This is a genomic window from Streptomyces albospinus (assembly GCF_014648695.1).
GTDB lineage: Bacteria > Actinomycetota > Actinomycetes > Streptomycetales > Streptomycetaceae > Streptomyces > Streptomyces albospinus.
Window position 1 is genome coordinate 18,400 of sequence record NZ_BMRP01000053.1, and the last position, 24,116, is coordinate 42,515.

The following is a 24,116-nucleotide window of genomic DNA, read 5'->3' on the forward strand; positions in this document are numbered from 1 at the left end:
CGAGGAGACGACACGACATGACCATCCAGAACCCCACCGACCGCCGGCCGCTCAGCATCGTCTGGGGCGGGGACCCGGCCCCCGCCCCCGCACCGGGCGCGGGGCCGCTCGACTGGTTCGACAGCTGGCTGGCCAAGCAGCCCGACGCTCCGGCGGTGGTGTCCGGCCCGGTCACCTGGAGCTACCGCGAACTCGACCGCGCCGCCGCCCGGATCACCGAGGCCCTCGACGGCCGGGTCGCCCCGGGCGCGCTGGTCGGAGTCTGCCTGGAGCGCTCTCCGCTGCTGGTCGCCGCGGCGGTCGCGCTGGCCAGGATCGGCGCGGTCTACCTCTCGCTCGGCGCGCAACCGGGGGCGGCCCGGGTGCAGTCGATCACCGAGGACGCCGGGATCAACTGCCTGCTCACCGACGGCGCCACCCCGCCGCTGCCCGACTGGCGCATCGAGCGGGCCGGCGAGGTGGACGGGCTCGGCCTGGGGCTGCGCAACGGCCCGGCCCGGGGACGGCCGAGCGACGCGTTCTGCGCCGTCAGCACCTCGGGCAGCACCGGCAAACCCAAGATCGCACTGCTGCCGCAGGAGGCGATGGCGAACCTGGTCCGATGGACCTGCGACCGGCTCGACATCGGCCCCGAGTCCCGGGTCGGCCTCTTTGTCGGCACCACCTTCGACGCACACCTCAAGGAGCTGTGGGAGGCCCTGTCCTCGGGCGCCGCCCTGCACGTCGCGCCGGAGGACGCCCGCGGTTCGATAGCCGAACTCTTCCAGTGGTGGCAGGAGTCGGGCCTGACCCACTGCCTGCTGCCGACCCCGCTCGCCGAGCTCGCCTTCGCCCAGCCGTGGCCCGCCGGCCTGGCCCTGCGCCACATCCTGGTAGGCGGTGACCGGATGCGGGTACGGCCCCCGGCGGAGTGCACCGCGGTCGTGCACAACGTATACGGCCCCGCCGAGGCCACCGTACTCACCACCACCCACCGCCTGCGGCCGGAGAGCGACGACCCGTCCGCCCTCGTGCCTATCGGAAAGCCGCTCACCGCCTACACCGTCTTCATCACCGACGAGGACGGCCGGATCCTGCCCAGAGGAGAGGCCGGCGAGGTCCGGATCGGCGGTGCCGGCCTGGCGCTCGGCTATGTGGACCCGGAGCGGACGTCCGAGCGGTTCGTACCGGCTCCCGAGGGGCAGTCGTACGTGGACCGGGTCTACCGGACCGGTGACAGGGCGGTGCTGCGCGCTGACGGACTCTTCGAGTTCCTCGGCCGGATGGACGACCAGGTCAAGATCAGCGGCGCACGGATCGAGCCGGCCGAGGTCGAGGCCGCACTGGAGGCGCACGAGTCGGTGCGGCACGCCGTCGTGGTGCCGTTCCGCGGTGCCGGCGGCGCGCTGCGGCTGGCCGCCTTCCTGCTGCTCGCCGAGGGCGCGCGAGCCGACGAGGACGCGGTGGTGGCCGCCGCCCGGGCCCGGCTGCTGAAGCAGGCAGTGCCGGCCGTCGTGCGCTTCGTCGACCGCTTCCCGCTGAACGCCAACGGCAAGGTCGACCGGGCGCTGCTCGCCCAGCAGGCAGGCCGGGCCGCGACCACCGGCCCCGAGGTCCGGCAGACCCCGCAAGCCGGCGACACCGAGGCCTTCCTGCTCGCTGCCTGCCGGCAGCTGCTCGACCAGCCCGGCCTCAGCGCCGCCGACAACTTCTCCGATTCGGGCGGTACTTCGCTGGCCGTCGCGCGCCTGCTCGCGCTGATCGAGAGCACCTACCGGATCCGCGTCAAGGCAGCCGAGGTCATGCGGCAGCCCGACCTGGCGGCTCTGGCCACCCTGGTCGTCTCCCGCCGGGCCGCGTCAGCACACAGCTGAGCGCTCCCGCGACGACCACTCGCACGCCCCGAGAGGACCTCCCGATGGACCGATCCACCCTGACCGAGCAGTACCTGACGCGACTATGCGAACAGCCCACCAGCGCAGTGGAATTGAGGGGACGTCAGCAAGACGACACCTTGCTCGCCAGCCACTACCGCGGCGGCTTTCTGTCCCGCCCGCTCTTCCTCGGACACGAGGAGCGCGAGCGGCTGATGGCGGACCTGGAGACGTTCCGCACGGCGCTGCTCAGCCTGCCGGACAGACTCTTCGACGGCGACCTCGGCGCGTTCGCCCGGGCAGTCGGCCTGACCGAGGTCCAGGTCCGCGCGATCCTCCGCAGCCGGGGCACCGGTATGACCCGGATGGCCCGCGCGGACCTGTGCGTCGACGAGAGCGGATTCAAGCTGCTGGAGGCCAACATGACCAGCGCGCTCGGCGGCATGGACAACGGCGTGATGGCCCGAGCTCTCCTTGAGCACCCGCTCCTGGCCGACTTCGCCGACCGGCACCGCCTCGGCTACGTCGACACCGTGAGCGAACTCCTGCACACCATGTACGCCGAGACGGGGTTGGTCCCGCAGTCCCGGCCGGTCATCGCGCTGGCGGACTGGCCGAGCAGCTACCAGAGCGGCTGGGGCGCCTTCCTGGAGGAGTTCTGCGCCCATCTCCAGAGCCTGGGCGTCGACGCGCACCCCTGCCACATCGGCCAGTTCGACTACCGTGACGGCCGGGTCTGGCTCGGCGACCGGGCCGTCGACATCATCCATCGGATCTTCCTCGTCGAGGACCTGCTCGAATCCCCCGAGGCCCCCGCGCTGATGGACCAGGTCCTCGACGCGGCCTCGGCCGGCCAGGTGAAGCTGTTCGTGCCGCTGGACGCGGAACTCTTCGCCAGCAAGACCGCGCTCGCGATGCTGTCGGACGAGCAGAACCGACACCTGTTCAGCGCCGAGGAACTGGCGGGCCTGGACCGCATCCTGCCCTGGACCCGGATCGTCCGGCCCGGCAAGGTGACCCTGGAGACCGGAGAAGCGGTCGAGCTGATCGACTACGCCCTGGCGCACCGGCACGACCTCGTGCTGAAGCCGACGGTGCTGCACGGCGGCAGCGGTGTGGTGCTGGGCTGGGACGAGTCGGTGACCCCGGAGAGCTGGGCCGAACACCTCGACGCCGCGCTCGGCAGCCCGTACGTGCTTCAGCGCCGGATCCGCCCGGTCACCGAACTCTTCCCCGACGAGAACGGCCGGCTGCAACCGTGGGTGACCGTCTGGGGCGTGTTCACCATGGCGCGCGGCTTCGCCGGCGTGCTGGCGCGCGGCACCCGCGCCGACGCCGACACCGGCGTGGTGAACGTGGCCAACGGCGCGCACGCCGGTACGGCACTGTACGAACTGCCGCCCGCGAGAACCTGCCGTTGAACATCATGGGCCCACCGAGTGTGCCCGTCGGGCCCCGAGTCGTCGAACGGAGCCCGAGTGACGATCCGCTTCCCGCGTGCCGTCGGGGAATTCGCCGGACGAGTGGACGAGTGCCGCCGGCTCGACCAGGTCCGCACGTCCCACCGCGGCGAGCCCACCCTGGTGGTGGCCGGTCCGGCCCGGGTCGGGAAGACCGCGCTGGTCGTCCACTGGGCCCACCGGGTGGCCGAGCAGTATCCCGACGGCCGGTTGTTCGCCGACCTCAACGGCTTCGGCGTGTGGACGGTGCGGGAACTCGGCGGCATCCTGGGCGAGTTCCTGGGCACGCTCGGCTTCGCGGGCGCCGAACTCCCGGCCGACGCGAGGGAGAGGTCCGCCCTGTTCACCCGACTCACCCTCAGACGACGGCTCCTGGTGGTGCTGGACAACGTGCGCCAGGGCGGTGACATCCGCCCGCTGCTACCGGCCGGCCCAAGGTGCGGCACCGTGGTGACCAGCCGGTCCCCGCTCACCCACCTGATCGTGCAGGAGGCCGCAGCCTTGCTGCTGCTGGCCCCGCTCGCCCAGGACACCTCGCCGACACCCCGGTGCCCGGCGTTCAGCTCCCGCTGCACGCCGCGATCCGAGCTTGCAGCCCATCCACCGGACGCCCCTGCTGCCGGGACAGGTCCAGCGCACGCTGCCAGTTGTCGCGGGCCTCGCCACGGCGCCCCTGCGCGTAGAGGACCTTGCCGACGAAGTCGGCGCAGTAGGTCTCGACCCGCAGATTCCCCTGGGTGCGTCCGAGCTCCAGAGCCCGACGGCTCTCGGAGAGCGCCTCGTCGACGCGGCCCATCCCGTACAGGGCCTCGGCGTACGTCTGGGTGGTGACGACCAGGAACGGGTCGCTGCTGCGGCCGAGCAGCAGTTCCAGCGACTTCTTGGCGTGGTTCATCGCCGGTTCCGGACGGCCGAGTTCGAGGAAGGCGTTGGCCAGGTTGTTGAGGGCCTGGGCGACCAGCCGTCCGTCGTCCAGCTCCCGGGCGGCGGCCAGCGCCGACTCGAGCTCGCCGGCCGCCTGCTCGGGCGCGCCGGCCGCGAGCAGGCTGTTGGCCAGCCGATTGCGGGTCAGCTGGCGCAGCACCGGTTCGCCCGCCCGGTCCGCCAGCCGACAGGCGTGCCGGTGCCGGCGAACCGCCTCGGCGTGACGGCCCTGCTCGTGCAGCGCCGCGCCGTGGTCGGAGTGGAGCCGCGGCCAGTCGTCGCCGATGCCCTCGGCGTCGGCAGCCGCCAGGGCCCGCCCGGTGATCTGTTCCCACTCGCGCAGCCGACCGCCGTCGTCGTAGTAGAGGAAGCCCGCGTTCTCGGCCAGCCGGCAGCCGTGCGCCACACGCCCCCAGTCGGCGCTGAGGACCACCAGGTCGCGGATCGCCGGCTCCTCGCGCCGGAACCACGTCAACGCGTGGGCCGGATCCGCGAACGGCGGCACACCGCCGGGCCCCGGGCGAGCCGGACGATGCGCCGGGGCCGTCGGCCGGGCCAGGGCGGTGGCGGCGGCCGTCGCGGCCAGGTAGTAGTCCAACAGCCGCTCGTGGGCCGCCTCCAGGACGGCGGGCTCCAGTTCCTCGGCGGCCTGCCGCGCGTAGAGGCGGACCAGGTCGTGCCGCGTGTAGCTGCCCGGAGCCGTCTCCTGAAAGAGGTGGGCGGAGTCGAGGGCGCCGAGCGCCGAGCGCACCGACCGTACGTCGCAAGCGGCCACCGCAGCCGCCGTGTGGGCGTCGATATGCCGGCCGGGGTACGCCCCGAGCAGCCGGAAAAGGTGCGCGGCCGGCTCGGGCAGCGTGCGGCAGCTGAGTTCCAGGGCCGCCTCGACACTCAGCTGACCCTGGACGGAGAGCGTGGCCAACCGTGAACACTCGTCGGCCAGTTCCCCGGCCAGGCCGGCAACGGTCCAGTGCGGCCGGGTGGCCAGCCGCGCCCCCGCGATCCGCAACGCCAGCGGCAGCCCCTCGCACAACTCGACGACCCGCCGGCTCGCCGCCGGCTCGGCATCCAGCCGAGGCCGGCCGGCAACCCGGGCAAGGACGTCGAATCCCTCGTCGGCCGAGAGCACGCCCAGCGGCAGTACTGCCGCGCCCTCCTGCGCCACCAGCTCACACAGGCGCCGCCGGCTGGTCACCACGGTGACGCAGCCGGGCACCGCCGGCAGCAGCGGACGGACCTGGGCGGCGTCGGCGGCATTGTCCAGGACGACCAGGGTCCGCCGGCCCGCGAGCCTGCTCCGGTAGAGCGCCGCCCGCTCCTCCGGCGCGACCGGGATGGCCGACTCGGGCACACCGAGCGCCCGGAGCAGGCAGGCCAGCGCCTCCCCGGGGGCCAGCGGTTCCGTCTCGTCGCAGCCTCGCAGGTCGACCCAGAGCCGGCCGCCGTCGAAGTCAGTGGCGAACCGGTGTGCCCAGCGCAGCAGCAGAGCGGTCTTGCCGACCCCCGCCGGGCCGGTTACCAGCAGCAGGCCGTCGCCGTGGCCGGTGTCCGGAGTACCGCAGTGTTCCGAGAGCCAGGCCAGCTCGTGGTTTCGCCCCATGAACCCGCCGGGTTCGCGCGGCAGCTGCACCGCAAGCCGGCACTGCTTCTGCTCCGGTTGCTGCGGCACGGTGGGCGGCCACACCCGAGCCGGCCGACCGGCCGACCCGGCCGGCGGATCCGCCGGCCGGAGCAGCTGGGCGAAGGTTGCCTGCACATCGGCCCCGGGGTCCACCCCGGCCTCCTCGGCGATCCGGGCCCGCAGCGCGTGGTAGGTCGCGAGGGCCTCCGCCTGCCTGCCCTCCTGGTGCAGACAGAGCATCATCAGCCGGACCAGGGACTCCCGCAGCGGATGGGCCTCCAGCGCCTCCGCCAGCTCTGCCGTGACCAGCTCGGCGTGGCCGATCCGGAGCAGCCGCTCGGCCAGCTGCTCCAGCGCCCGCAGTCGGGTGCTCTCCAGCCGGTGCGCCGAGCCCTCTCGCAGGACGGTCGATCCGCAGTCGGCGAGGGCCGGCCCGCGCCAGCAGCCGAGAGCCTGGCGCAGCAGCCGCACGGCGGTCCGGTCCTCGGCCGCGTCGGCCCTGGCCAGCAGCTCTCGCTGGTGGTGGACGTCGATCTGGGCGGGGTCCGCCTGCAACATGTATCCGGGTTCGCGGGTGATGAGCTGGACGCTGTCGTCGAACATGCCGCGCAGGCTTGCCACATGGCCCTGTAGAACGGTCCTGGCGCTGGGCGGCGGAGCCTGGTCCCACACCGTGTCCAGCAGCCGCTGGACCGAGACGACCCGGTTGACATCCATGGCGAGGGTGGCCAGCACAGCCCGCCGCCGGGCACCACCGACATGGAGCGCCGAGCCGTCCGGCGCCCTGACTTCAACCGGACCCAGCAGAAGGATCTGCACAGGGGCTCCGTTCTCTCCTCACCGGTCATCTTCCCGGTGTCATATTGGCTTCCGGGCCGACAGACAGGTTCGTGATTCCGCCACGTCGACTCCGTCCAGGACCGGGCCTGCCACACGCCGCACGAGAAGGACCGGAACGATCGCCTGTCCCGTGCGTCGACAGCGCCGGGGGCGTGCGCGGCGAGGCGTGCCGGGGTGGTGACCGGCTTCGGTATGTCAGCGCTTCCCCATCGGCTTGATGGCGTAGATCCGGCGGGCCAGGTCCAGCGCGGTCAGCTCCACGAAACCACAACCGCCGCACTGACCAACCGCCGCCCGACCGGGCCGCGTTCAGTCCCCCGCGTCACCTCGTCCCGGCCTCCCATGTCAGGCCCGGAACTCGAACTCGGCCCGCAGCCGCCCATGGGTGACCCGGCCCCCGTCGCTCCAGTAGAGGGCCTTGTACTCCTCGCCCTTCTTCAGGTTCGCGCCGATCAGTGTCGAGCCGAACGCGCCGCAGTGGGCGTTGCCGCAGACCCAGTCCCACGTCACACGCTTGCCGCTGCCGTCCACGATCTCGATCCAGTCCCAACCGTCGTACGGATCCCGCCCCGAGGGCGCCACCCACGTCACGTCGACCCCCTTGACGTGGGACTGGTACCACCAGCCGCGGAACTGCGCCGGCGACACTTCACTGATCAGGAAGTCGGTGTTGATCCGGCCTGGCTCCGTCCCCGGATCCCCGGCGCCCCGGCTCCGGTGCGTCAGCGGCTCCCAGTGCTCGCGCGCCGAGTCGGTCGCCGGAGCCGCCTGCACAGCGGCCGTCGTCGACTCCCCCGAATCCTGCGACACGGCGGAGGCCGTCCCCAGCGCCATCACGGACACACTCGCGAACACCCCGGCCATGACCGCGGCCCGCCGCCGGGGCGTGTTCGCCCGGGCGCATAAGGAAGAAATCCTGCCCTTGCCTCGCGCGCGGAACACCATGCCTACTCCACCTAGCCGTTGATCGAAGACGGATGCGCCAGAAACGCTAGTGAACGTCGGTCAACGTTCCTTGAACGATCGCTCAATGCAAGGATTCACGAATGCGGTGCATGAGGCCGAGGAGCCTTCGGCGGAGGACTTCGATGCGGTCGGCGTCGGCTCCGGGGGCGGGAGCGAGATCGCTCAGTCCCGGCTCCGCCGACGCGAGACGTTCCCCGTGCGCGCCGTCGACGAACCACCGGCAGACGGCTGCCTCGGCGGCGTACCAGTCACGCGGAGCACAGTGGCCGACGATCACCGATGCCGATACGAGCGAGCCGACTTACCCGCCCAGGAGTTCGAGCGTGTGCCATCGGTCCACCGAGAGGCAGCTTCGGCACTCTCGCTCAGGTCTCGTGCGACGATGCACTCCATGTGGCGCACGATTGTGGAAGCCGTCGGGGAGCTTCGCGGTGCGGTCCTCCTCGGACGGAGAAGGCGCTGTTCCCGCGGAAGATCGGAGTGGTCCTCCAAGGGCTGTCCCGTAAATGATCTACGGGACAGCCCGTGGGGAAGTGGAAGACGGGCACGCCCGGATCACCTGCGTGGCGACAAGGGGTACATCTCTCGGCGGAACCGACAGCACCCGCGGCGGCGGCAGATCCGGCACACGATCCGCGAGCACAAGGACCAGCAGGGCGTCAACGCGCTCAAGAGTTGCCGAGCCATGGCGACCCGATACGGCAAGAGGGCGCACGTCGTTCACGGAACGGTCACCCTCGCCGCAATCCGGATGCGGCTCCGCTGACAACCCGCCGGACCGTCGTCAGCTTGAGCTGAGCAGCCCCTTGATCCCATCCCCCAACCCACTCGCGGTCGAGCCCACGGCCTGATCCACCTTGCCACCGGGAGTGCCAGGGTCGAACAACTTGTCGATCGCATTGGTCAGACTCTTGCCTGGGTCAGCCCTTGCTGCGTCGTCTTCGGCGTTGGCGGCAGAGGCGCTGAGAGCGAGGAGTGCGGCGGCGCTGACGGCAACCGTAGCGATGCGTCGCATGAAGTTCCCTTCATTTGGCAGTCGTTGGAAACTGACTACGACTGTCCGGCCCTGGAGACACGGGTGAATCGCCACTATCACTCGCCTGGTGCCGCCGAAACGGTCAATCTCGATCGACACCAGCCGGCCCAGCAACAAGCCGACGAGCCACGGGGCAAGCCCAGCGGCCAAGCAGCAGGCCCGTCGGAGACTCCTCAGTCCAGGGTGGTGCGGGTCAGGTGCAGGCCGATGCCGTAGCCGGCGGTGATCGTGAGGGTGTAGGCGTCGATCGGCGTGTGAGTGGAGTCGTAGGCGACGCCGGTGATCTCCAGCGCCGGGTCGCCCGGGGAGGCACCGCAGCGTTCGGCGTCGGCTGCGTCCAAGACGCCGGGTTCGAGGCGCTGAAGGCTCTCGGCGACCCGGCTTTGCGCCAGTGTCAAAGCATCCACGATGGTCGGGCCGGCGGCGAGCACCTCCGGTGTGATGCGCTCGGCCACGGACAGGGGGACGATGTCGGTCGCGACACCGTAGGGCACGCCATGGCGGAGCCGGGTGGCACGGTAGCGGACCAGAGGGGAGTCCACCGGGACCTTCAGACGCGCGCCCAGCCACTGATCGGCGCGAAGGGTGTCCTGGACGCGGTCGCGTTCGCGGACGTGGTGGGCCTCGTTGTCCAGGTCGTCGAGGAAACCGGTGTACACCGGTCCCGACTGGGGGGACAGTGCCTCGATCGGCAGCGGGTCGGCGACGTAGCTGCCAGATCCGCGGCGACTGGTGACATAGCCGGTATCGCGCAGCTCGCTCAACGCCTGACGGACGGTGCTGCGGCTCGCCCTCATGGTCGCGGCGAGCTCGTCCTCGCTGGGCAGGCGCTGGCCGGGGACGTAATGCCCGGCCAGGATGCGGCTCTTGAGCGACATCGCGGTGCGCACGTACAGCGGGCGGTCGTGCCCGGGCGGGCGGGCCATATCGGGTGTCTCCTTGTCCCCGCATCCCACCGCATCCGATGCGGCGATGTGTCAGTGCATCGCCGGGCGGGACGGTGCCGGCGATCCGGTCGGTGGGATCCGGTCATCCGGCGATCAGTATCGCGCGCCCCGTCACCCCGCAGGTCGCGGCAGACCGCCGGAGACGGCGGCGTGGTCAACACCCGGGGTCGAGGGCGTTTACGGTCGGACTCCATCGAGTTCACGGGCGATGGCGGTCTTTGTCGCGGCGGGGGCGTAGCAGGCCCGCAGCGCGGTGGTCTGGGCGTCCAGCAGTGCCTGGCGGGTGAAGCCGTGCAGGTCGTGGGCCACGCGCAGTTCGTCGTTGAGGGTGGTTTGGAAGTAGGCCGGGTCGTCGGTGTTCAGGGTGACCGCCAGCCCTGCGCGAGCCAGCTCGCTCAGCATGTGGCTCTGCACGTCCTTCACCAGCTGGAGGGCGACATTGGACGTCGGTGCCACCTCCAACGGGATCTGCCGTTCGCCGAGGTGGTCGACGAGGGCCGGGTCGTCCAGGCACCGGATGCCGTGCCCGATCCGATCGGCCCGCAGCGCCCGGATCGCGCCCCAGATGCTTTCGGGGCCGACGGTCTCGCCGGCGTGCGGGAGCGAAGCCAGCCCGTTCGCCTTGGCCCTGAGGAATGAGGAGGCGAAGGGCTCCGGCGGAAACCCGTCCTCCACTCCGCCCAGCCCCAATCCGACCGCACCCTCGGGAGCGTCCCGGCCCAGCAGGAAGTCGACGGTGAACTGCGAGTCGGGCGCCTCCGCATTGCGGAGGACATCGCAGATCCAGCCGATCTCCACCCCGTACTCGGCCCGGGCGCGCCGACGCCCCTCATCGAGCCCGGCGGTGTACTCCTCCATCGCGATACCGCGGAGGTGATGGGCCATCGGCGTGGTGGTCACCTCTGCATATCGCACGTTCTGCGTTGCCAGTTCGGCGGCGAGCGCGGCGGTGGCGTCCGCGAAGTCCTCGGCGCCGCGCAGGACGTCCAGTCCCTTCATGAACAGCCGGCCGAAGTCGTCGAAGCCGTCGAACCTGTACAGATCGATCAGCTGCTCCGCGCTCGCCGCCCCCAGGTCGACGCCATGACGTTCCGCGAGCGCGAGCAAAGTCGAGGGCCGCAGCGAACCCTCCAGATGCAAGTGCAGCTCCACCTTGGGCAGCCGCTGGATCCAGTCGTCGACGCTCATGGGCCCTCCCGTCACGAGTGACTGACCGTCACCTCTGATCTGCATGGTCAACCATACAAATAAATCCGTCTGGTTGACCAGACAGATTCGGCGAGCACACACGGCGGTTGCGAGGCAATCGGACCCGGCCTCGGCTCGGCGGTCGGCTGTCCAGGCGACTGCGATCGATCGCCGAGTTGCCTGCGTGGGCTGCGTGGCCTGCCGACCCCGGCATGTTCAACGGCTGGCGTGTGAGGGAGAAAAGCCGCGGCCGGGCAGGCCTCCAGGCCATGCTCGACGCGCTCGATGCCGACCAGCGCCAACGCTTCCGCACCCGCGTCGGCCTGCCCACACCGCTGCCGGGCCGGCACGCGCGACCCGCACATCGCGGACCATCTCGCCCTGCCCAAAGAAGCGTTCCCGCAACCTGCCCTACGACGAACGCGGCCTGTCCGTCGAACCCGGCCTCGGTGAGGCCATGCCACTGACGGCCGACCAGTGGCTCGGCTCGCATCGTTGATTGGCTCATCGACGGGCTGGGTGCTCTGCTGTGAGTGGGTGGCGTGCCTGTGGGGGCCCTGTCTAACATCACCTGTCATGACTGCTGAAGTCGAACCCCCGGCGGAACCCGAGGTCACGCTCACCAGCCCGGCCGAGTTGTTGGCGGGCTATCTCGATTTCTACCGTGCCGCCGCGCTGCGCAAGCTGGACGGCCTGACGGACGCGGAGCTGCGGAGCAGCCGGCTGCCATCCGGTTGGGCGCCGCTGGAACTGTTGAAGCATCTGGCCTATGTGGAGCTGCGCTGGCTGGAGTGGGGCTTCGCCGGCCAGCAGGTCGAACAGCCGTGGGGCGACATGGAAGCCCGTGGCGGCAGGTGGCGTGTCAAGGCCGGAGAGACCGTCGAGGAGGTAACGGGGTTCTTCCGTGCCCAGTGCGAGCGATCCCGGGCGATCGTCGCCGACGCGCGGCTGGAGGACCGGATGGCCACTCTCGGGGGCCGAATCCCGCCCGAGGAGGAGCGGCCAACGCTGATCTGGGTTCTGTTCCATCTGCTCCAGGAGTACGCGCGACATGTCGGGCACCTCGACATCGCCCGGGAGCTTGCCGACGGCGTGACCGGCGAGTAGCCGGAGTCTGCGTCCCACCGGCTCTCGATCACCCGGTCAGCAACGCGAGCCGAGCCACTGGCGCAACCGCCACCTCCGTACCGCGCGCAGCTTCGTACCGTCGCCGTCCGCAAGCGAGGCGCGAGGACGCGGACCATGTCCGGAGCACCCTCACGGCTCGCACTCACGCCATTTCGACACATGACGCCGCAGAGCAGACGGTTTCGGGCGATCGAGTCGTGGACGCCGTCAACGGTGAGGTCATCCGCGCAGCGCCTTCGTGTGACGAGCGCTTGCTCGGCGTCACTCCCGCCGACGTGGAGCGCCCGCGCGAGCCTGCCGGCCGAAGCACCGCCTGCTCCCGGGCCGCCGGCACCGCCTCGACGACCGCTCGCAGTACCGTCCTCAACTGCTCGGCGAATACGTCGGGACCTGAGCCAGGCGCCGCTCCAGTTTCGAGCGGCACTCGGGCCACTCCGCCGCGGTGATGGAGAAGATCGCGGAGTCACGGAGAAGGCCGTCCTCGCCCTGCGCCCGCGACCGGGACCAGTTGCGCAACACGCCCTCGAACCGCGCCCCTACCGCCTCGATCGCCGCCCGCGACCGGCTGTTGCGTGCGTCAGTCTTCAAGTCGACGCGCGCCACGGCCCAGTTCTCGAACGCATGCCGAAACAACAGGTATTTGGCTTCGGCGTTCAGCCCAGTGCCCTGGGCCGACGCCGTCAGCCAGGTGTACCCGACCTCGATCGCGAAGAGCCTGTCCCCGGTCGGCCAGGGACGCGGACTGCAGTAAGCGGTGGCCCCCACGACACGTCCGGATGACTTCTCCACCTGGGCGTACGGAGCCAGCTTCCCGGCAGCGGCACGAGCGAGCTGCGTGTCTATGTACTTCTCGGCCTCGGCCGCCCGCGGCACCCAGGTGAAGCGGTATGCGCTCCGGTCCTCTTCCGCGGACACGGCCAGGCCTGCGGCATGACGCCGGCTCAGGGGCTCCAGCCGCACCAGCTTTCCTTCGAGAACCGGGCCCTCCAGCGTGAAACCCACTGATCACCACTCCATGTCCGCGCAGATCATCCGTACCAGGAGGCCAGCGTTGCAGAGCCATGACGTCATGTCGCGCGAATTCAGCGCCGTCAGGTCAGGTCGGCTCCGGCCGCGGACGGTCGGCGGGGGCGGCGGTTCGGCCATGCCTCCTGTTGCCGGATGTCGGGGCATGTCACGGGCGGGTGTGCTGTCTCGTCCCAAGGGGCGAACGGGGCAGGCAGGTTCGCCAGCAGTTCGCGGCCCATCCCGGCCGGATGATGTCGACCCGGCGTTCGAGTTCGATGGCCGTCCGAGCGGCTGTCATCCCTCGCGCGATGAGCGCACGAGGTCGCACGGATCGCGGACTATGCCTCAAGTCGCCCGCTGGACAGTCGGCTTCGACGCAGTCGTCACCACATTCCCCGACGCGTGCCAGACGGTAGGGATGCTTCGGGAAACCGAGGAGCTCGCCGTCCCGGCGTTCGGATACCTGATCGACCCCTATGCCCACCGAAGCTGGGTCCACAGCGGCTTGGACTCACACCTGACGTGACGGAGACCACCGCAACGCAAGGCCGCGCCCGATTCGGCGTCCCCATGCAGGTCGGCGGTCCGTTGGCCTCCCCCGACTTTGCCGCCCCGGTCGCAGCCGCGGCGCGGGCCAAAATGCACGCTGAGCTGGGTGTTCGGAACGACCAGGTCCTCGCCCTGGTGACCTCCGGCTCGCCGGGGTTCGACGTGCCGGACACCGCGCGAGCGCTGAGCACGGCCCGCGGCATGGTGCCCGTTGCCGTGTGCGGCCACAACCGCCAACTGCGCCGCCGGTGCGCCGCGCTCCCGGGCGTCGTGGCATTCGGTTGGCGCACCGACATGGCGGTCCTGGCCGTGGCAGCAGACGTGCTTGTGCACAACGCTGGTGGGATGTCCCTGACCGAAGCCGTGGTCGCGAGCCTCCCTGCCGTGATCTACGCCCCTATCGCCGGGCAGGGCCGGGCGAGCGCCGCTGTCCTGGCCGACAGCGGGATGGCCCCGTGGCCGCAAAACCCGGATGAGCTGATCGCCACCGTGCGGCAACAAGCCGCCCGCGGCCGAGTGGATCGGATCGAGCTCGACGAGAAACAGCAGGTGACGACCGTAGTCGCCGAACTGGCCTACCGGACATGGGAGGCACGCAGAGCGCGTTGGCTGCCGCGGCCCAAAGCCGGTGACGCTGCGGTGGATACGATGACGCGGGCTCGCGGGATCTCCAGCAAGAAGGCCAAACGCGAACTGGGCTGGACGCTCCAGTACCCAAGCCAGCGTACGGGTTTCGAAGCTGACGGGATCTGCTGCCAGGTGCAAGCCCATGTGGCCACGAACACGGTCGCCGCGAGCACTTCACGGTCACCACGCCGGCGCCGACCACCGCCCCGAGGCAGCGACGGCACCTCCGGTACCCCCTCAACGATCCCCACACGAACGGCACTCTGTGGAGGCAGCGAGCTGAGATGACTTCCTCTGCGGGCACGATGGGGAATGAGCGCATCCGCCCCTGTGACATTCGTCAGTGCGGATCAGTGACAGACGGTTCTGCCGACTGCACGGACTTCTTGGCAGATTGATGTCGGTTCACCACTTGGTGATCCGACATCAAGTGAAAGGTCCGCACACCGTGTCACCACGCAACCGCAGCCGCGTCTTCGCCCTGGCCGCCGCCACGGCCGTACTCGCCGGGACAGCCGCTGCGCCCAGCGCCACAGCGCTCGTAGCCGAGCCGTCCGGACCCACGTCGGCTGCGGACATCAAGGTCACGAACCGCGTGACCAACACCCTCTCGTCGCACGCAATCGGAGTGAACACGCCGTTCTGGAACCCGTACCTCACCCGGCCGGACACCCCGGAGCTCATCCGCAAGGCAGGCATCAGCACGCTGTCGTTCAACGCCGGCGGGCCCGGCGACCTGTACCACTTCCAGAACGGCGGCTGGCTGAGCCCCGACCCGAACGGCAAGAACAACGGGGGGTACGAGGACCTCGACCCGACGTTCACCTTCGACCAGTTCGCAAAGACCGCCCAGGACGCACACGCCGGCATGCTGGTGCACGTCAACTACGGCACCGGCCCGACCGACACCAAGGCCCACCCGAGCACCACGGAGCACCCCAAGCCCGGTGACCCGCGTGAGGCCGCCGCCTGGGTCCGGTACGCCAACCGCACCCACCACTACGACGTGCACGACTGGGTCGTCGGCGAGGAGACGTACCTCAACGGCTGGTTCAGCAACCCCAAATACCCCGCGCCCAAGGAGCCGGACGCGCACACCGACAAGTCGCCGACCGCCTACGCCCGCAACTCCATCGCCTACGCGAAGGCGATGAAGGCCGTCGATCCGAGCATCCGCGTCGGCATCGAGTTCTTTCCCAACGACCCGGCGACGGCACATGATCCGGGAAAGAGCAAGCTGAAGGAGTGGGACGACGCGGTTCTGAACACGCCGGGCCTTGCGAAGGCGGTCGACTTCGTCGACATCCACTGGTACCACCCCACGTTCAGCGGGAAGTTCGACGACGCGTCGGTGCTCGCCGACACCGCACGTACAGCGCCCGTCCTGAAGGCGCTGCGGGCGAGTCTGGACCAGGCTTCGGGACCGCGCCACCACATCGACATCGTCGCGGGTGAGAGCAACTCCGGCGTCTTCCCGACGCAGCAGCAGGACAACGCGGTGGGCGCGCTCTATCTGCTGGACAGCAACCTGTCGCTGCTGGAGAGCGGCGTCTCGGACGTTGACTGGTGGGCTCTGTACAACGGCCCGAGTTCCACGAAGGACGGCGGCTGGGGCGATCTCGGGCTGCTGTCCTCGGGGAAGTGCCCGTGGGACCAGCCGAAGAAGAAGCACTGCGAGCCGCCGGTCGGCACGCCGTTCGCGCCCTACAACACCCTGCGGATGCTGACCACCGCCCTCAAGGGCGGAGGCGCCACCCTCGCCACGACCACGACCGGTGGCAGCGGCACCCTCACCACCCACGCGGTCCGTCGCGCGGACGGCACGCTGGCCGTCGTCGTGGTCAACAAGGACCCGAAGCAGACCCAGTCCTTCCACCTCTCCCTGCCGGCCGGCTACCACACCGACCGCACCCTCACCTGGCAGCGGGGCGACTCCACTCCCACGACCCACCGCGGTGCGGCCCCGACAAGCCTCGCCCCCTACTCCGCGGCCGTCATCCTCCTCAACCGCTGAGCCAACCTGACTGCGTGCCGATACAGATTCCCTGCCCGGCCACATCCCGGCCACATCCCGGCAACTGCACGGCGCACCGGCCGTACGGCAGCACGGCGGTCAGGGCTTGCGCCGTTGTGACAGCTGGGGCCGGACGCAGTGATCTGCTGCCTTCGTACGCCGAGTGTCCGGAGGCGCCGGATACGAGTGCCGTGCCGACCCGCCCTGCAAGGGGAGAGCCAACTGTCGTTTCCCTGAAGGCGACCAGCCAGGCGAGGGGTGACCGGGGCAGTCGTCCGAGTGCGGGCGGCTGCCCCGGCCTCTACCGGCATGGGTTTCGGCTCCGGCGTCAGCCGTTGGAGGCGCGCCGACGGGAGGCCGGCCGGTTGTCGGTGAAGTACGCCCCTGGCACCACGAACCCTGGATCTGGGTCGACCTCGCCGACACCTGAGATCAACTCCAGCTCGGCGAACACACAACAGTCCGCCACCAGATGCCCTCAAAACGATCTGGATCCCGGGCGGTCTACTCCGACGGCTTCCGCCCCCAAGCGGAGATCAACGGCGCCGTCGCGGTGTCGAGGTGCCCGGCCCCGATGTGCGCCAGATGCTCCTCGATCTCCTCGGCCGTCGCCAGCCCGCCCTCGATCAACCGATCGCTGATCTGCCGTACGGTCGCGGCTTCCAACGCACTCCCGACCGGAGAAGTGATCGGGAAGTACGCCTCGGCCTCGACATCGACCAGCCCTGCCGTACGCAGCAACCGAGGGAGCGTCCGCCCGAAGGCGAGCTGCGCGCCCCGCTCCGCGAGCAGCGCTCGAAAGCCGCGCCGAATCCGGTTGGCGAGCTCCTGCTCAGGGCCGTACTCATCCGGGCAGGCCAGCGGCTGGAGCGCCGGATCGGCATCCTCCACCAGCAGCCACCCGCCCGGCCGCAGAGCCCGCACCATGGCCCGCAGCGCGGCCTCGCGCTGCGGCACATGAACCAGGACGAGCCGCGCGTGCACGAGGTCGAACGGCCCCTCCGGCGCCTCGTCGGCGCCCACATCGTGGCGAACCACCTCGTACGGCGCCCCGGCCTGCGGCATCCACGACGTATCGAGATCGGTGGCCAACACCCGGCCCTTCTCCCCCACCCGCTCGGCCAGCCATCCAGGCACGCTCGGGCCGCCCGCCCCGACCTCCCAGCAGCTCCACCCGTCCGCAACCCCCAGGGCCCGCAGCCGCCGGAACGTCACCGGATCGAACAACTCCGCCAACGCCGCAAACCGCTCGCCGGCCTCGGCCTGCTGGTTGTCGAGCAGATATCCCTTGCCATGCCTCTGATCCGCTTCGTAGTCCGTCACCGCCCGAAAATAACAGGGGCGATCCACGAACCGCGGAGCAGAGACCGGCACAGAGTCCGACGGCACTCACCATCCCGGCATGATTGGCCTCGACCTGCCCGTGGGCAGAGCTGCCGCGCGCTGGAACTGAACGAATACCGCGTGCAGTCGGCTGTCGATTCCCTGTCCCCCATGCGCCGGCAGGATGTGGATCTGTCAGTGCGCGCCGGCAGTTGCTGCGTCCGCGTCCGAGTACACAGGCGGCTCCATCGCTACGACGCCCGCCGCACTCGCTTGCGGAGGAGCGCGAAACCGGCTCGGCTTCCCGTACATTTGACGCTAGATCACCTTGTTCCGGCTGACATGGCCTTCACCCGGGCCGCCAACTGTCGCGGCGCTGGGCCCGGCCCTCACCGAGACGTCCGCCCCCTCGATGTCAGCTCAGCGCAACCGGGACGGTCCCGAGCCGAACACTCCGTGTGACGACGAAGAACGTCGATATCGGCGCTCCTCCCCGCGCCCCTGTCGGTGCAACTCCGCAGGTGCTCGCCCATTGGTCAATGGCTCCTTCGATCTGTGTGACGCGGTATGTCGGCTCAGGGCGGCTGCGGGTCAGTCGCAAGTCGTGCGTGCGTCTCGACGTCATATCGAACGCCGTCGTAGGCGAGCTTTTGCCGTTGCAGACCTTCCGGTGTGAAGCCCGCTATGAGAGCTGTCCGGCAGGACGCAGGGTTGTCGGTGCGGTGTCCCAGTTCCAGCCGGAAGAGTCCCAGGTCGGCGAAGCACCAATCGGACAACGCCCGGCAGCCGTGGGATGCCACGCCCTTGCCGCGGGCAGCGCAAGTGGTCCAGTAGGAGATCCATCCGGTGGCGTGCCGGGGGGCGAGGCCGCTGACTGTGACACCGCCGAGTGCCATGTTTGTACTGTCGGTGACGGCGAAGCCGTAGGCCACTTCTTGGATCCACTGATTCTTTCGTCGCTCGATCCATTGCTCGGCATCTGCGGACGTGGTGATGGGTGCGTCGGCTTGTCGTTCCATCACTGGTTCTGTGAACGCCTCCAGCACGGCGGGGGCGTCGGATGACTCCCACGTACGTAGACGTAGTCCCGTCGGCAACCACATTCGATCACGCACTCCGTGAATTGTCCCTGGGGTCCCGTGAGGATGCCACTGCGGTGCGGCACGCACCGGACGGCCGCGATCGATGCGGAGGGCCGAGGCGTGACTCGGCGTTGGATGGGATGTGATGAGGCGCGGTGGCCCACTTGGTCTTGGTCGTTGTCGTGTCGATGCGATTCTCGGGTCGTTCGTTCGGGCGGTGACTGGGGGCCTTACGACTCGGTCCGCGATTGAGATCCGGACGTGCTGGCCTGACGGGTCGGCTGGTGGATGATCAGCAGGCTGCCTGCCTGGCGAGCACCAGTTCGGCGCTCGGTTTGCGGCTGGTCGGCCGACGTGCGGAGCGGTCCGAGACCAATGAAGCGATCGCACGATGGGCCTCGGCGTAGTCCTCGCGTCGGCCGGTGTAGCGCTGGAGCGGGCGCCACTGCCGCAGCTCGGCGTTGGCGTGCTCGACGCAGATCCGATCCGAGGACTGCCGCCGTCGCCTCTCCCTCCAGGCGTACTGCTCGCCGAGCGGCGCGTCATTCTTCGGCTTCTCCGGCGGGGCGCTGACCTGGTCGGGAGACTCGTTCGCCAGCCCCCGTAGCCCTCGTCGACCTCGGCTGTCACCTTCGAGCGAAGCCGGAGTTGCTCAGCGATGCCCTCGGTACGCATCGCGGTCTGGTCGTGCATCCGGCCCGGGCGGTCCGCACCCGACCACAGGAGACGTCCCTGACCGTCGCTGATGGTGGTTGTCTTGATGGTGTTCTGCTTCCTCTTACCGGAGACGAAGGCCCGCCGTCCGGGCCGGTTGGTCTTGGGCCGGCGGACCTGGGTCTCGGCTCCGTCGATCCGCAGCCGGGTCCCCTCGGCGTCGGCGTAGGCGAACACGTCGGCCAGAGTGCGCAGCCGAACACCGGGGCGGTCGGGGACCGCGAAACCGCGCGCCGCCAGCAGCGGGCGGATCTCGCCGATGGCTCGGGAGACCGTGTAGCGGGCGGTAGCGTATAGCGCGGCGAGCGCGGAGTGGGGAAGCCCGGTGCGAAGGTGGACCAGGGTGACGAGCAAGCGGTCGGTGAAGACCAGGTCGTACTTCGGCCCGGCCCCCGCCTGACGCTGCCGCCCGCCACCGCGCCGCTCATCGAGCGCTGACTCCTGCCGGGCCACCGCGGAGATCCACACCAGTCGGCCGCGGTCGTCGGTGAGCGCGATCACAAGCAAGCCATGGCATTTGTGCTTGCCCGAGTAGTTCGGCCGGTTCTCCGCCCCGGTGCGCCGGCGGGTACGGCTCAGGGAACCGTCCAGCAGGACGATCCCGCCGCCCTTTCGGGCGATCTTCTTCAACGCGCGGTCCAGGCGCGGGGCGCGGGCAGCCAGCAGGCCGACGGCCTCGCGCACCCACCGGCTCACGGTGGTGCGGTGCACCCCGTTCCCGCCGGCCAGATCGCCGGGCCGCCGGTCACAGCGCAGCACCGCCAGCACGATGCCGGCGATCTTCCCGGCGGGCAGGGCCCGCCACCGCGAGCCGGTCTTCTTCAGGTGAGCGCGTATCAGGCCGGCGAGGTAGTTCAGGGTCGCGCTCGACAGCGGCAGGCGGGCGGTTGGACAAGGCCGTCAGGGCCCTCGACGAGATGGTTGTTTTTCTTCACACCAAACTCAACTGCCGCCGGGGGCCCGCCAGTTACGCCCCACCCCGCACGGTCATGGACGTGCGGTGAACCGCCCGTCGCCTCGCTTGTGCAGCCAGCCGCGGTCGGCGAGCTTGGTCATCTTCGCCCGCAAAGGCTCCAGCTTGCCGCGCACCGAGGCGTCCAGGCCCAGCCGCTCACCGACCATCCTGACCTGCACCGGGCCGTCGGCCTCCCGCACGATCGCCAGGATCTCGCGGTAATCACCGGGCAGCGCGCCCTCGTCCCCCACGTCACCACGGTGCGGAATGAGCAGGACCGCCCGCCCGGCTACCTTCACCGATACCGGAGCGACAGCCTCGGCGTCGGCCTGCTCGGCCAGGCGGTTCAGCACCCGCTCCGCGATCACCAGTTCGTCCCGCTCGGCCTGGACCTCCTGAAGCTGCTTGGTCAACTGCCCAGCAAGGGTGTCCAGTTCGCTCCGGCGGGCGGTGATCCACTGCCGCTCCCGCATCCCCGCACCCTCCCGCGTTCTCCTGGCCTGCCGACCTGCTGACGGATCGTAGACGGGGGTCGGTGGTGGGCGCAGCCGAACCCGGCATCCCGCCGGAGCCGGGCCTGCCCGATGATCTACGCCATGGTCATCGGCCGCCGACCGGCGCGAGTACCCAACTCGTCATTCACACCAGACCCGTGACCTGCGACTTCACGATGCACACCGCTCAGTGCACGGGTCATCCCGGCGAGGTAGGCGCGGCCGAGTCCGTCTTTGGCGGTGCGGTGCAGCACGCCGACGGCGTCCGGTGACTCGGCGGCGAGATTGTCGGCGACCTCGCCGGTGCCGTCGGGTGAGCTGTCGTCGACCACGAGCAGATGAAGGTTCGGCACCGGCAGGTCCGCGAGCAGGCCGGCCAGGACGGGCAGGTTGTCCCGCTCGTTGTAGGTCGGCACGACGACAACGACCTTCGGGAACACGGCGGTCATCGGCAACTCCTGGGTCAGGGGTCGGGAACGGTTCAGCGGTACCGGCGCTCGGCGGTCGCGGAGTGCTGATCGCACTCCGATGGCTGGGGCCTACGCCCTCTTCTGCCGTAGGTCGTGGCCGGTGCTGATGGCCGTGGCGGCCAGGAGGCCCAGTGCCGTGCTCTCGGCCAGGGACCCTGGATGAGGAGCGGTCCGGACCATGGCGAGGAGGTTCTGGCTCGCGGCGAGGGTCAGTCCGGTCCCGATGTGCAGCAGGGCCGTGGACAGCCGGCGTGTGGTCGGCAGGGCGGCGGTTCGGGCGATGCGGGCGACGAGGACGCATAGGCGGAGTGCGACGAATCCGAGCGTGAGCCAGTAGGAGGTGACCGCGGCTGTGTCGGCGAAGCCGGTGAGGTGTTCGGCCATGCCGCTCCATGCCGTCAGGCACAGGGCGACGACCGCGGCGGTCGGAGCGGCCAGGGTGCGGACCGCCGCGGCGGTCATGCTGCGGAGCGCTGCGCCGCTCAGCGGGGGAAGTGGTGCGGCGAGACCGATGCCGAGCAGGAGCGGGGCGAGCCAGAGGCTGGTGGCGGGGTGGTGGATGTCGGCCGTGAGGGTGGTGGAGGGTTCGGCCGAGCGCAGCAGCAGTCCGGTGGCCGCGGTGAGCGCGAAGAGGGCGACGGTCACCACACGGCGGGTCTGCCCGGTGCACGTCTCGGGCCAGTCGCCGGGGTGCAGCCAGAGGCGCGCGGCCCCCGCGAGGGTGTCGGGCCAGGACCGGATTCCGGAGGCGGACACCTCGTGACGGATGTCCTCGCCCCATCGCTCGCGCACGGCCGGTGGGTAGAGCCGGGTCAGGAGCGTGGCCGCGTTCATGCCGGGTTGACCCCGAGCGCGCGCAGGCCGGCGGCGGAGATCCGGGCCATCTGCTGAAGTTCGGCGCGCAGTTGGTCGCGGCCGGCGTCGGTGATCTGCATGGTGCGGTGGCGTTCCTGGGGGTCGGCCGCCTCGTCCGCAGGCTGGATCAGCCGGCGCCCCTCCAGTCGGGACAGCGCGCCGTAGAGACTGCCGGGGCCGAGTCTGCGGCCGGTGAGCTCTTCGATCGCGGTGTTGATGGCGTATCCGTGCAGCGGCCTGTCCGCGAGGACGGTGAGCACGAGCATCTGGGCGTCGTTGCTGTGCATGAGCCTCCTTCCCTCCGATCCACATACTACGAGCCGCGATACTACTTGTCACGTAGTACGAGATGCGTACTATGACGGGCCATGGAACACGTGATGGAGAACGGCCGGGCTTCCTCGGCCGTGGTGTGGGCGAGCATCGGCGCGGCCGGTGTGTTCGAGGCGTTGACGGTGCTGGAGAACCAGGACAAGACGGTCAGGGCTGCCAGCCCGTGGCAGGACGACCCGTACGACGTGGTGGTGTCCCTGGCTCAGTTTGCGGTGCCGATGCTCGCGCTGGTGATCGCGTTACGGCTGCTCGTGTGGCGGACGCCGGGCGGCGCGGACCGGGCGCGGCAGACGGTGCGTGCGGCGGGGGCGATGGTCACGCTGGTCGGGCTCACCGTGGTGTCCGAGTGGGCCGCGGTCATCGCCAGGACGCTTGCCTCATCCTCGGGGACATGGCCAACGGTGCTGATCGGCGGGCTGGTCGTCAATTCCGTACTCACCGTGGCGGTGGCGGTGTTGCTCGTGCGAGGCCGCCGAGGGCACGGCTCGGCCGACCCATGGCGGCATGACTGGCTCGGCGACGCCGTCTTCCTCTGCCGACGGATTCCCGTACTGCGGCGCTGGGTCGGTCCGGACGCAGCGGTCTGGGTGCGCCGTCGCGCGATGACGGTGTTCGTCGCGCTGAGCACGCTGGCCGGGGCGGCCATCACCAGTGCGCAGGCCATCGGCGAACGCTGGACGGATCCGCTGCTCATCGCCTGGTTTCTGGTCGTCGCAGCGACCTCCAACCTCGCGTTCTGCGTGATCAGCAACGCGGTCGCGGGATTCATCGCCCGGTCGGCGCGTACCCGGCCCCGCCGTATCGCCGAGGTATCGGTCGTCGCCGGATGCGTCGCGATCAGTGTGGCGACGGCGTTCCGCGACGCACTGTGGCCGATGTTCGGGACGGGATCGCTGACGTCCGTGCCGGCTTTGGTCGCCCTCACACTCGGCGCGGGTCTGGCCACCTCTCTGGTCACAGCCGCGCTCCTGCTCGCCTGCTTCCCGTACGACTCCTTTGGCTTGCGCCGCCGCTTCGGCGCGGCCGCCACTCACCTTCGACGACCGGACAAGCACCGGTGAAAGGCGTGACAATGCACCTGTTCACACCGCAGGAACAGGCAACACCTGCGATCTGCGCCCGCGAGCTGTCCAAACGGTACGGACGCAGGCAGTCCGTCAGCGGGCTCAGCTTCGCCGTGGAAGCCGGCCAGATCTGCGCGCTGCTCGGCCCGAACGGGGCGGGCAAGACCTCCACGATGCGGATGCTGGTCGGCCTGTCGTCCCCGGACACCGGCGGCGCGAGCATCCTGGGCGAGCCGGTCGGCCTGGGCGCGGACGTACTGCGCGGAGTTGGCGTGCTCATCGACGGCCCGGCGTTCGTGCCGCACCTCACCGGCCGGGCCAACCTGCGGCTCCTGTGGTCGGCGACACGACAGGCATGGCCGCCTCCCGCCTTGGGCAACGCCCTGGACCTCGCTGGGCTCGGCGAGGCGCTCGACCGCAAGGTCAAGGGCTATTCGATGGGGATGAAGCAGCGGCTGATGCTGGCCCAGGCCCTGATGCGCAAGCCGGACGTGCTGATCCTGGACGAGCCGGCCAACGGACTGGACCCCGGCGAGGTCCGGGCCCTGCGCGAGTACCTGGGGGAGCTGGCCCGACGAGGGGCCGCTGTGCTCGTCTCCAGCCACCAGTAGTGCTTGGTCAGGTTGGTGCGGGTGTGGGTATGTCGCGGTGGCAGGTGGGGCAGG

General features: G+C 70.2%; 18 protein-coding genes and 3 pseudogenes. 7 read left to right on the forward strand and 14 right to left on the reverse strand.

Annotated elements, in window-relative coordinates:
- Positions 1–17: 17 nt before the first annotated feature.
- Both IEZ17_RS36310 and IEZ17_RS36315 read left to right on the forward strand, forming a co-directional pair.
- Positions 18–1,853 carry a non-ribosomal peptide synthetase gene (locus tag IEZ17_RS36310; protein ID WP_189307816.1) on the forward strand — a complete coding sequence of 612 codons (1,836 nt, stop codon included), beginning with the start codon at positions 18–20 and terminating at the stop codon, positions 1,851–1,853.
- 44 nt (positions 1,854–1,897) lie between these two features.
- Positions 1,898–3,274 (forward strand): ATP-grasp domain-containing protein, encoded by a 1,377-nt coding sequence (locus tag IEZ17_RS36315; RefSeq protein ID WP_189307818.1) that lies wholly within the window; start codon positions 1,898–1,900, stop codon positions 3,272–3,274.
- 598 nt (positions 3,275–3,872) lie between these two features.
- Here the strand turns inward: IEZ17_RS36315 and IEZ17_RS36320 are convergent.
- Both IEZ17_RS36320 and IEZ17_RS36325 read right to left on the reverse strand, forming a co-directional pair.
- Positions 3,873–6,677, reverse strand: a complete 2,805-nt coding sequence (locus IEZ17_RS36320) for an AfsR/SARP family transcriptional regulator (protein WP_189307819.1) — start codon at positions 6,675–6,677, stop codon at positions 3,873–3,875.
- 366 nt (positions 6,678–7,043) lie between these two features.
- Complete coding sequence (locus IEZ17_RS36325; RefSeq protein WP_229852986.1) at positions 7,044–7,643, reverse strand: hypothetical protein; 600 nt, start codon at positions 7,641–7,643, stop codon at positions 7,044–7,046.
- Between the two features lie 550 nt (positions 7,644–8,193).
- Between IEZ17_RS36325 and IEZ17_RS43375 the strand changes: the two are divergent.
- Positions 8,194–8,430 (forward strand): annotated as a pseudogene (locus IEZ17_RS43375) (IS5/IS1182 family transposase); the annotation flags it as partial.
- 18 nt (positions 8,431–8,448) lie between these two features.
- Here IEZ17_RS43375 and IEZ17_RS36335 read toward each other — a convergent pair.
- The 3 genes from IEZ17_RS36335 to add form a co-directional block, all read right to left on the reverse strand.
- A complete protein-coding gene (locus IEZ17_RS36335) occupies positions 8,449–8,679 on the reverse strand; it encodes a hypothetical protein (protein WP_189307823.1) in 231 nt (76 codons plus the stop codon).
- Positions 8,680–8,873: 194 nt separating this feature from the next.
- Positions 8,874–9,626, reverse strand: a complete 753-nt coding sequence (locus IEZ17_RS36340) for a GntR family transcriptional regulator (protein WP_189307825.1) — start codon at positions 9,624–9,626, stop codon at positions 8,874–8,876.
- A gap of 198 nt (positions 9,627–9,824) precedes the next feature.
- Positions 9,825–10,835, reverse strand: coding sequence for an adenosine deaminase (add, locus tag IEZ17_RS36345; RefSeq protein WP_189307827.1), 1,011 nt, complete (start codon positions 10,833–10,835; stop codon positions 9,825–9,827).
- A gap of 576 nt (positions 10,836–11,411) precedes the next feature.
- Here add and IEZ17_RS36350 point away from each other — a divergent pair.
- The gene (locus tag IEZ17_RS36350; RefSeq protein WP_189307829.1) at positions 11,412–11,942 is read left to right on the forward strand and encodes a DinB family protein; all 531 of its coding nucleotides are present in this window, start codon (positions 11,412–11,414) and stop codon (positions 11,940–11,942) included.
- A 384-nt stretch (positions 11,943–12,326) separates the two neighbouring features.
- Here IEZ17_RS36350 and IEZ17_RS36355 read toward each other — a convergent pair whose 3' ends face one another.
- Complete coding sequence (locus IEZ17_RS36355; RefSeq protein WP_189307831.1) at positions 12,327–12,965, reverse strand: GNAT family N-acetyltransferase; 639 nt, start codon at positions 12,963–12,965, stop codon at positions 12,327–12,329.
- A gap of 1,298 nt (positions 12,966–14,263) precedes the next feature.
- Positions 14,264–14,362: pseudogene (locus IEZ17_RS36360) on the reverse strand (IS5/IS1182 family transposase); the annotation flags it as partial.
- A 233-nt stretch (positions 14,363–14,595) separates the two neighbouring features.
- On the opposite strand from IEZ17_RS36360, the gene IEZ17_RS36365 reads away from it, so the two are divergent.
- Positions 14,596–16,161 carry a hypothetical protein gene (locus IEZ17_RS36365; protein WP_189307833.1) on the forward strand — a complete coding sequence of 522 codons (1,566 nt, stop codon included), beginning with the start codon at positions 14,596–14,598 and terminating at the stop codon, positions 16,159–16,161.
- Positions 16,162–16,665: 504 nt separating this feature from the next.
- Here the strand turns inward: IEZ17_RS36365 and IEZ17_RS36370 are convergent.
- The 7 genes and pseudogenes from IEZ17_RS36370 to IEZ17_RS36400 form a co-directional block, all read right to left on the reverse strand.
- The gene (locus IEZ17_RS36370; protein WP_189307835.1) at positions 16,666–17,484 is read right to left on the reverse strand and encodes a methyltransferase domain-containing protein; all 819 of its coding nucleotides are present in this window, start codon (positions 17,482–17,484) and stop codon (positions 16,666–16,668) included.
- 575 nt (positions 17,485–18,059) lie between these two features.
- Entirely contained in the window at positions 18,060–18,587 is a 528-nt protein-coding gene (locus IEZ17_RS36375) for a GNAT family N-acetyltransferase (protein ID WP_189307851.1), read from the reverse strand.
- Positions 18,588–19,196: 609 nt separating this feature from the next.
- Positions 19,197–20,048: pseudogene (locus tag IEZ17_RS45070) on the reverse strand (transposase family protein); the annotation flags it as partial.
- Positions 20,049–20,267: 219 nt separating this feature from the next.
- Entirely contained in the window at positions 20,268–20,708 is a 441-nt protein-coding gene (locus IEZ17_RS36385) for a hypothetical protein (protein ID WP_189307837.1), read from the reverse strand.
- A gap of 116 nt (positions 20,709–20,824) precedes the next feature.
- Positions 20,825–21,178, reverse strand: coding sequence for a glycosyltransferase (locus IEZ17_RS36390; RefSeq protein ID WP_189307839.1), 354 nt, complete (start codon positions 21,176–21,178; stop codon positions 20,825–20,827).
- Positions 21,179–21,268: 90 nt separating this feature from the next.
- Positions 21,269–22,033 (reverse strand): hypothetical protein, encoded by a 765-nt coding sequence (locus tag IEZ17_RS36395; protein ID WP_189307841.1) that lies wholly within the window; start codon positions 22,031–22,033, stop codon positions 21,269–21,271.
- Positions 22,030–22,341 carry a PadR family transcriptional regulator gene (locus IEZ17_RS36400; protein WP_189307843.1) on the reverse strand — a complete coding sequence of 104 codons (312 nt, stop codon included), beginning with the start codon at positions 22,339–22,341 and terminating at the stop codon, positions 22,030–22,032. Before IEZ17_RS36400 ends, IEZ17_RS36395 begins: the two co-directional genes overlap by 4 nt.
- An 81-nt stretch (positions 22,342–22,422) precedes the next feature.
- Between IEZ17_RS36400 and IEZ17_RS36405 the strand changes: the two genes are divergently transcribed.
- Complete coding sequence (locus IEZ17_RS36405) at positions 22,423–23,448, forward strand: hypothetical protein (RefSeq protein WP_189307845.1); 1,026 nt, start codon at positions 22,423–22,425, stop codon at positions 23,446–23,448.
- Positions 23,449–23,459: 11 nt separating this feature from the next.
- Positions 23,460–24,062 carry an ABC transporter ATP-binding protein gene (locus tag IEZ17_RS36410; protein ID WP_189307847.1) on the forward strand — a complete coding sequence of 201 codons (603 nt, stop codon included), beginning with the start codon at positions 23,460–23,462 and terminating at the stop codon, positions 24,060–24,062.
- The last annotated feature ends 54 nt before the right edge of the window (positions 24,063–24,116 follow it).

Coding starts and splice junctions, on each gene's coding strand:
- IEZ17_RS36405 (WP_189307845.1), top strand. CDS start 22,423: ATGGAACACGTGATGGAGAACGGCCGGGCTTCCTCGGCCGTGGTGTGG.
- IEZ17_RS36335 (WP_189307823.1), bottom strand. CDS start 8,679: ATGCGACGCATCGCTACGGTTGCCGTCAGCGCCGCCGCACTCCTCGCT.
- IEZ17_RS36315 (WP_189307818.1), top strand. CDS start 1,898: ATGGACCGATCCACCCTGACCGAGCAGTACCTGACGCGACTATGCGAA.
- IEZ17_RS36410 (WP_189307847.1), top strand. CDS start 23,460: ATGCACCTGTTCACACCGCAGGAACAGGCAACACCTGCGATCTGCGCC.
- IEZ17_RS36400 (WP_189307843.1), bottom strand. CDS start 22,341: ATGCACAGCAACGACGCCCAGATGCTCGTGCTCACCGTCCTCGCGGAC.
- IEZ17_RS36350 (WP_189307829.1), top strand. CDS start 11,412: ATGACTGCTGAAGTCGAACCCCCGGCGGAACCCGAGGTCACGCTCACC.
- IEZ17_RS36310 (WP_189307816.1), top strand. CDS start 18: ATGACCATCCAGAACCCCACCGACCGCCGGCCGCTCAGCATCGTCTGG.
- IEZ17_RS36395 (WP_189307841.1), bottom strand. CDS start 22,033: ATGAACGCGGCCACGCTCCTGACCCGGCTCTACCCACCGGCCGTGCGC.
- IEZ17_RS36325 (WP_229852986.1), bottom strand. CDS start 7,643: ATGGTGTTCCGCGCGCGAGGCAAGGGCAGGATTTCTTCCTTATGCGCC.
- IEZ17_RS36385 (WP_189307837.1), bottom strand. CDS start 20,708: ATGCGGGAGCGGCAGTGGATCACCGCCCGCCGGAGCGAACTGGACACC.
- IEZ17_RS36390 (WP_189307839.1), bottom strand. CDS start 21,178: ATGACCGCCGTGTTCCCGAAGGTCGTTGTCGTCGTGCCGACCTACAAC.
- add (WP_189307827.1), bottom strand. CDS start 10,835: ATGAGCGTCGACGACTGGATCCAGCGGCTGCCCAAGGTGGAGCTGCAC.
- IEZ17_RS36340 (WP_189307825.1), bottom strand. CDS start 9,626: ATGGCCCGCCCGCCCGGGCACGACCGCCCGCTGTACGTGCGCACCGCG.
- IEZ17_RS36375 (WP_189307851.1), bottom strand. CDS start 18,587: ATGTGGTTGCCGACGGGACTACGTCTACGTACGTGGGAGTCATCCGAC.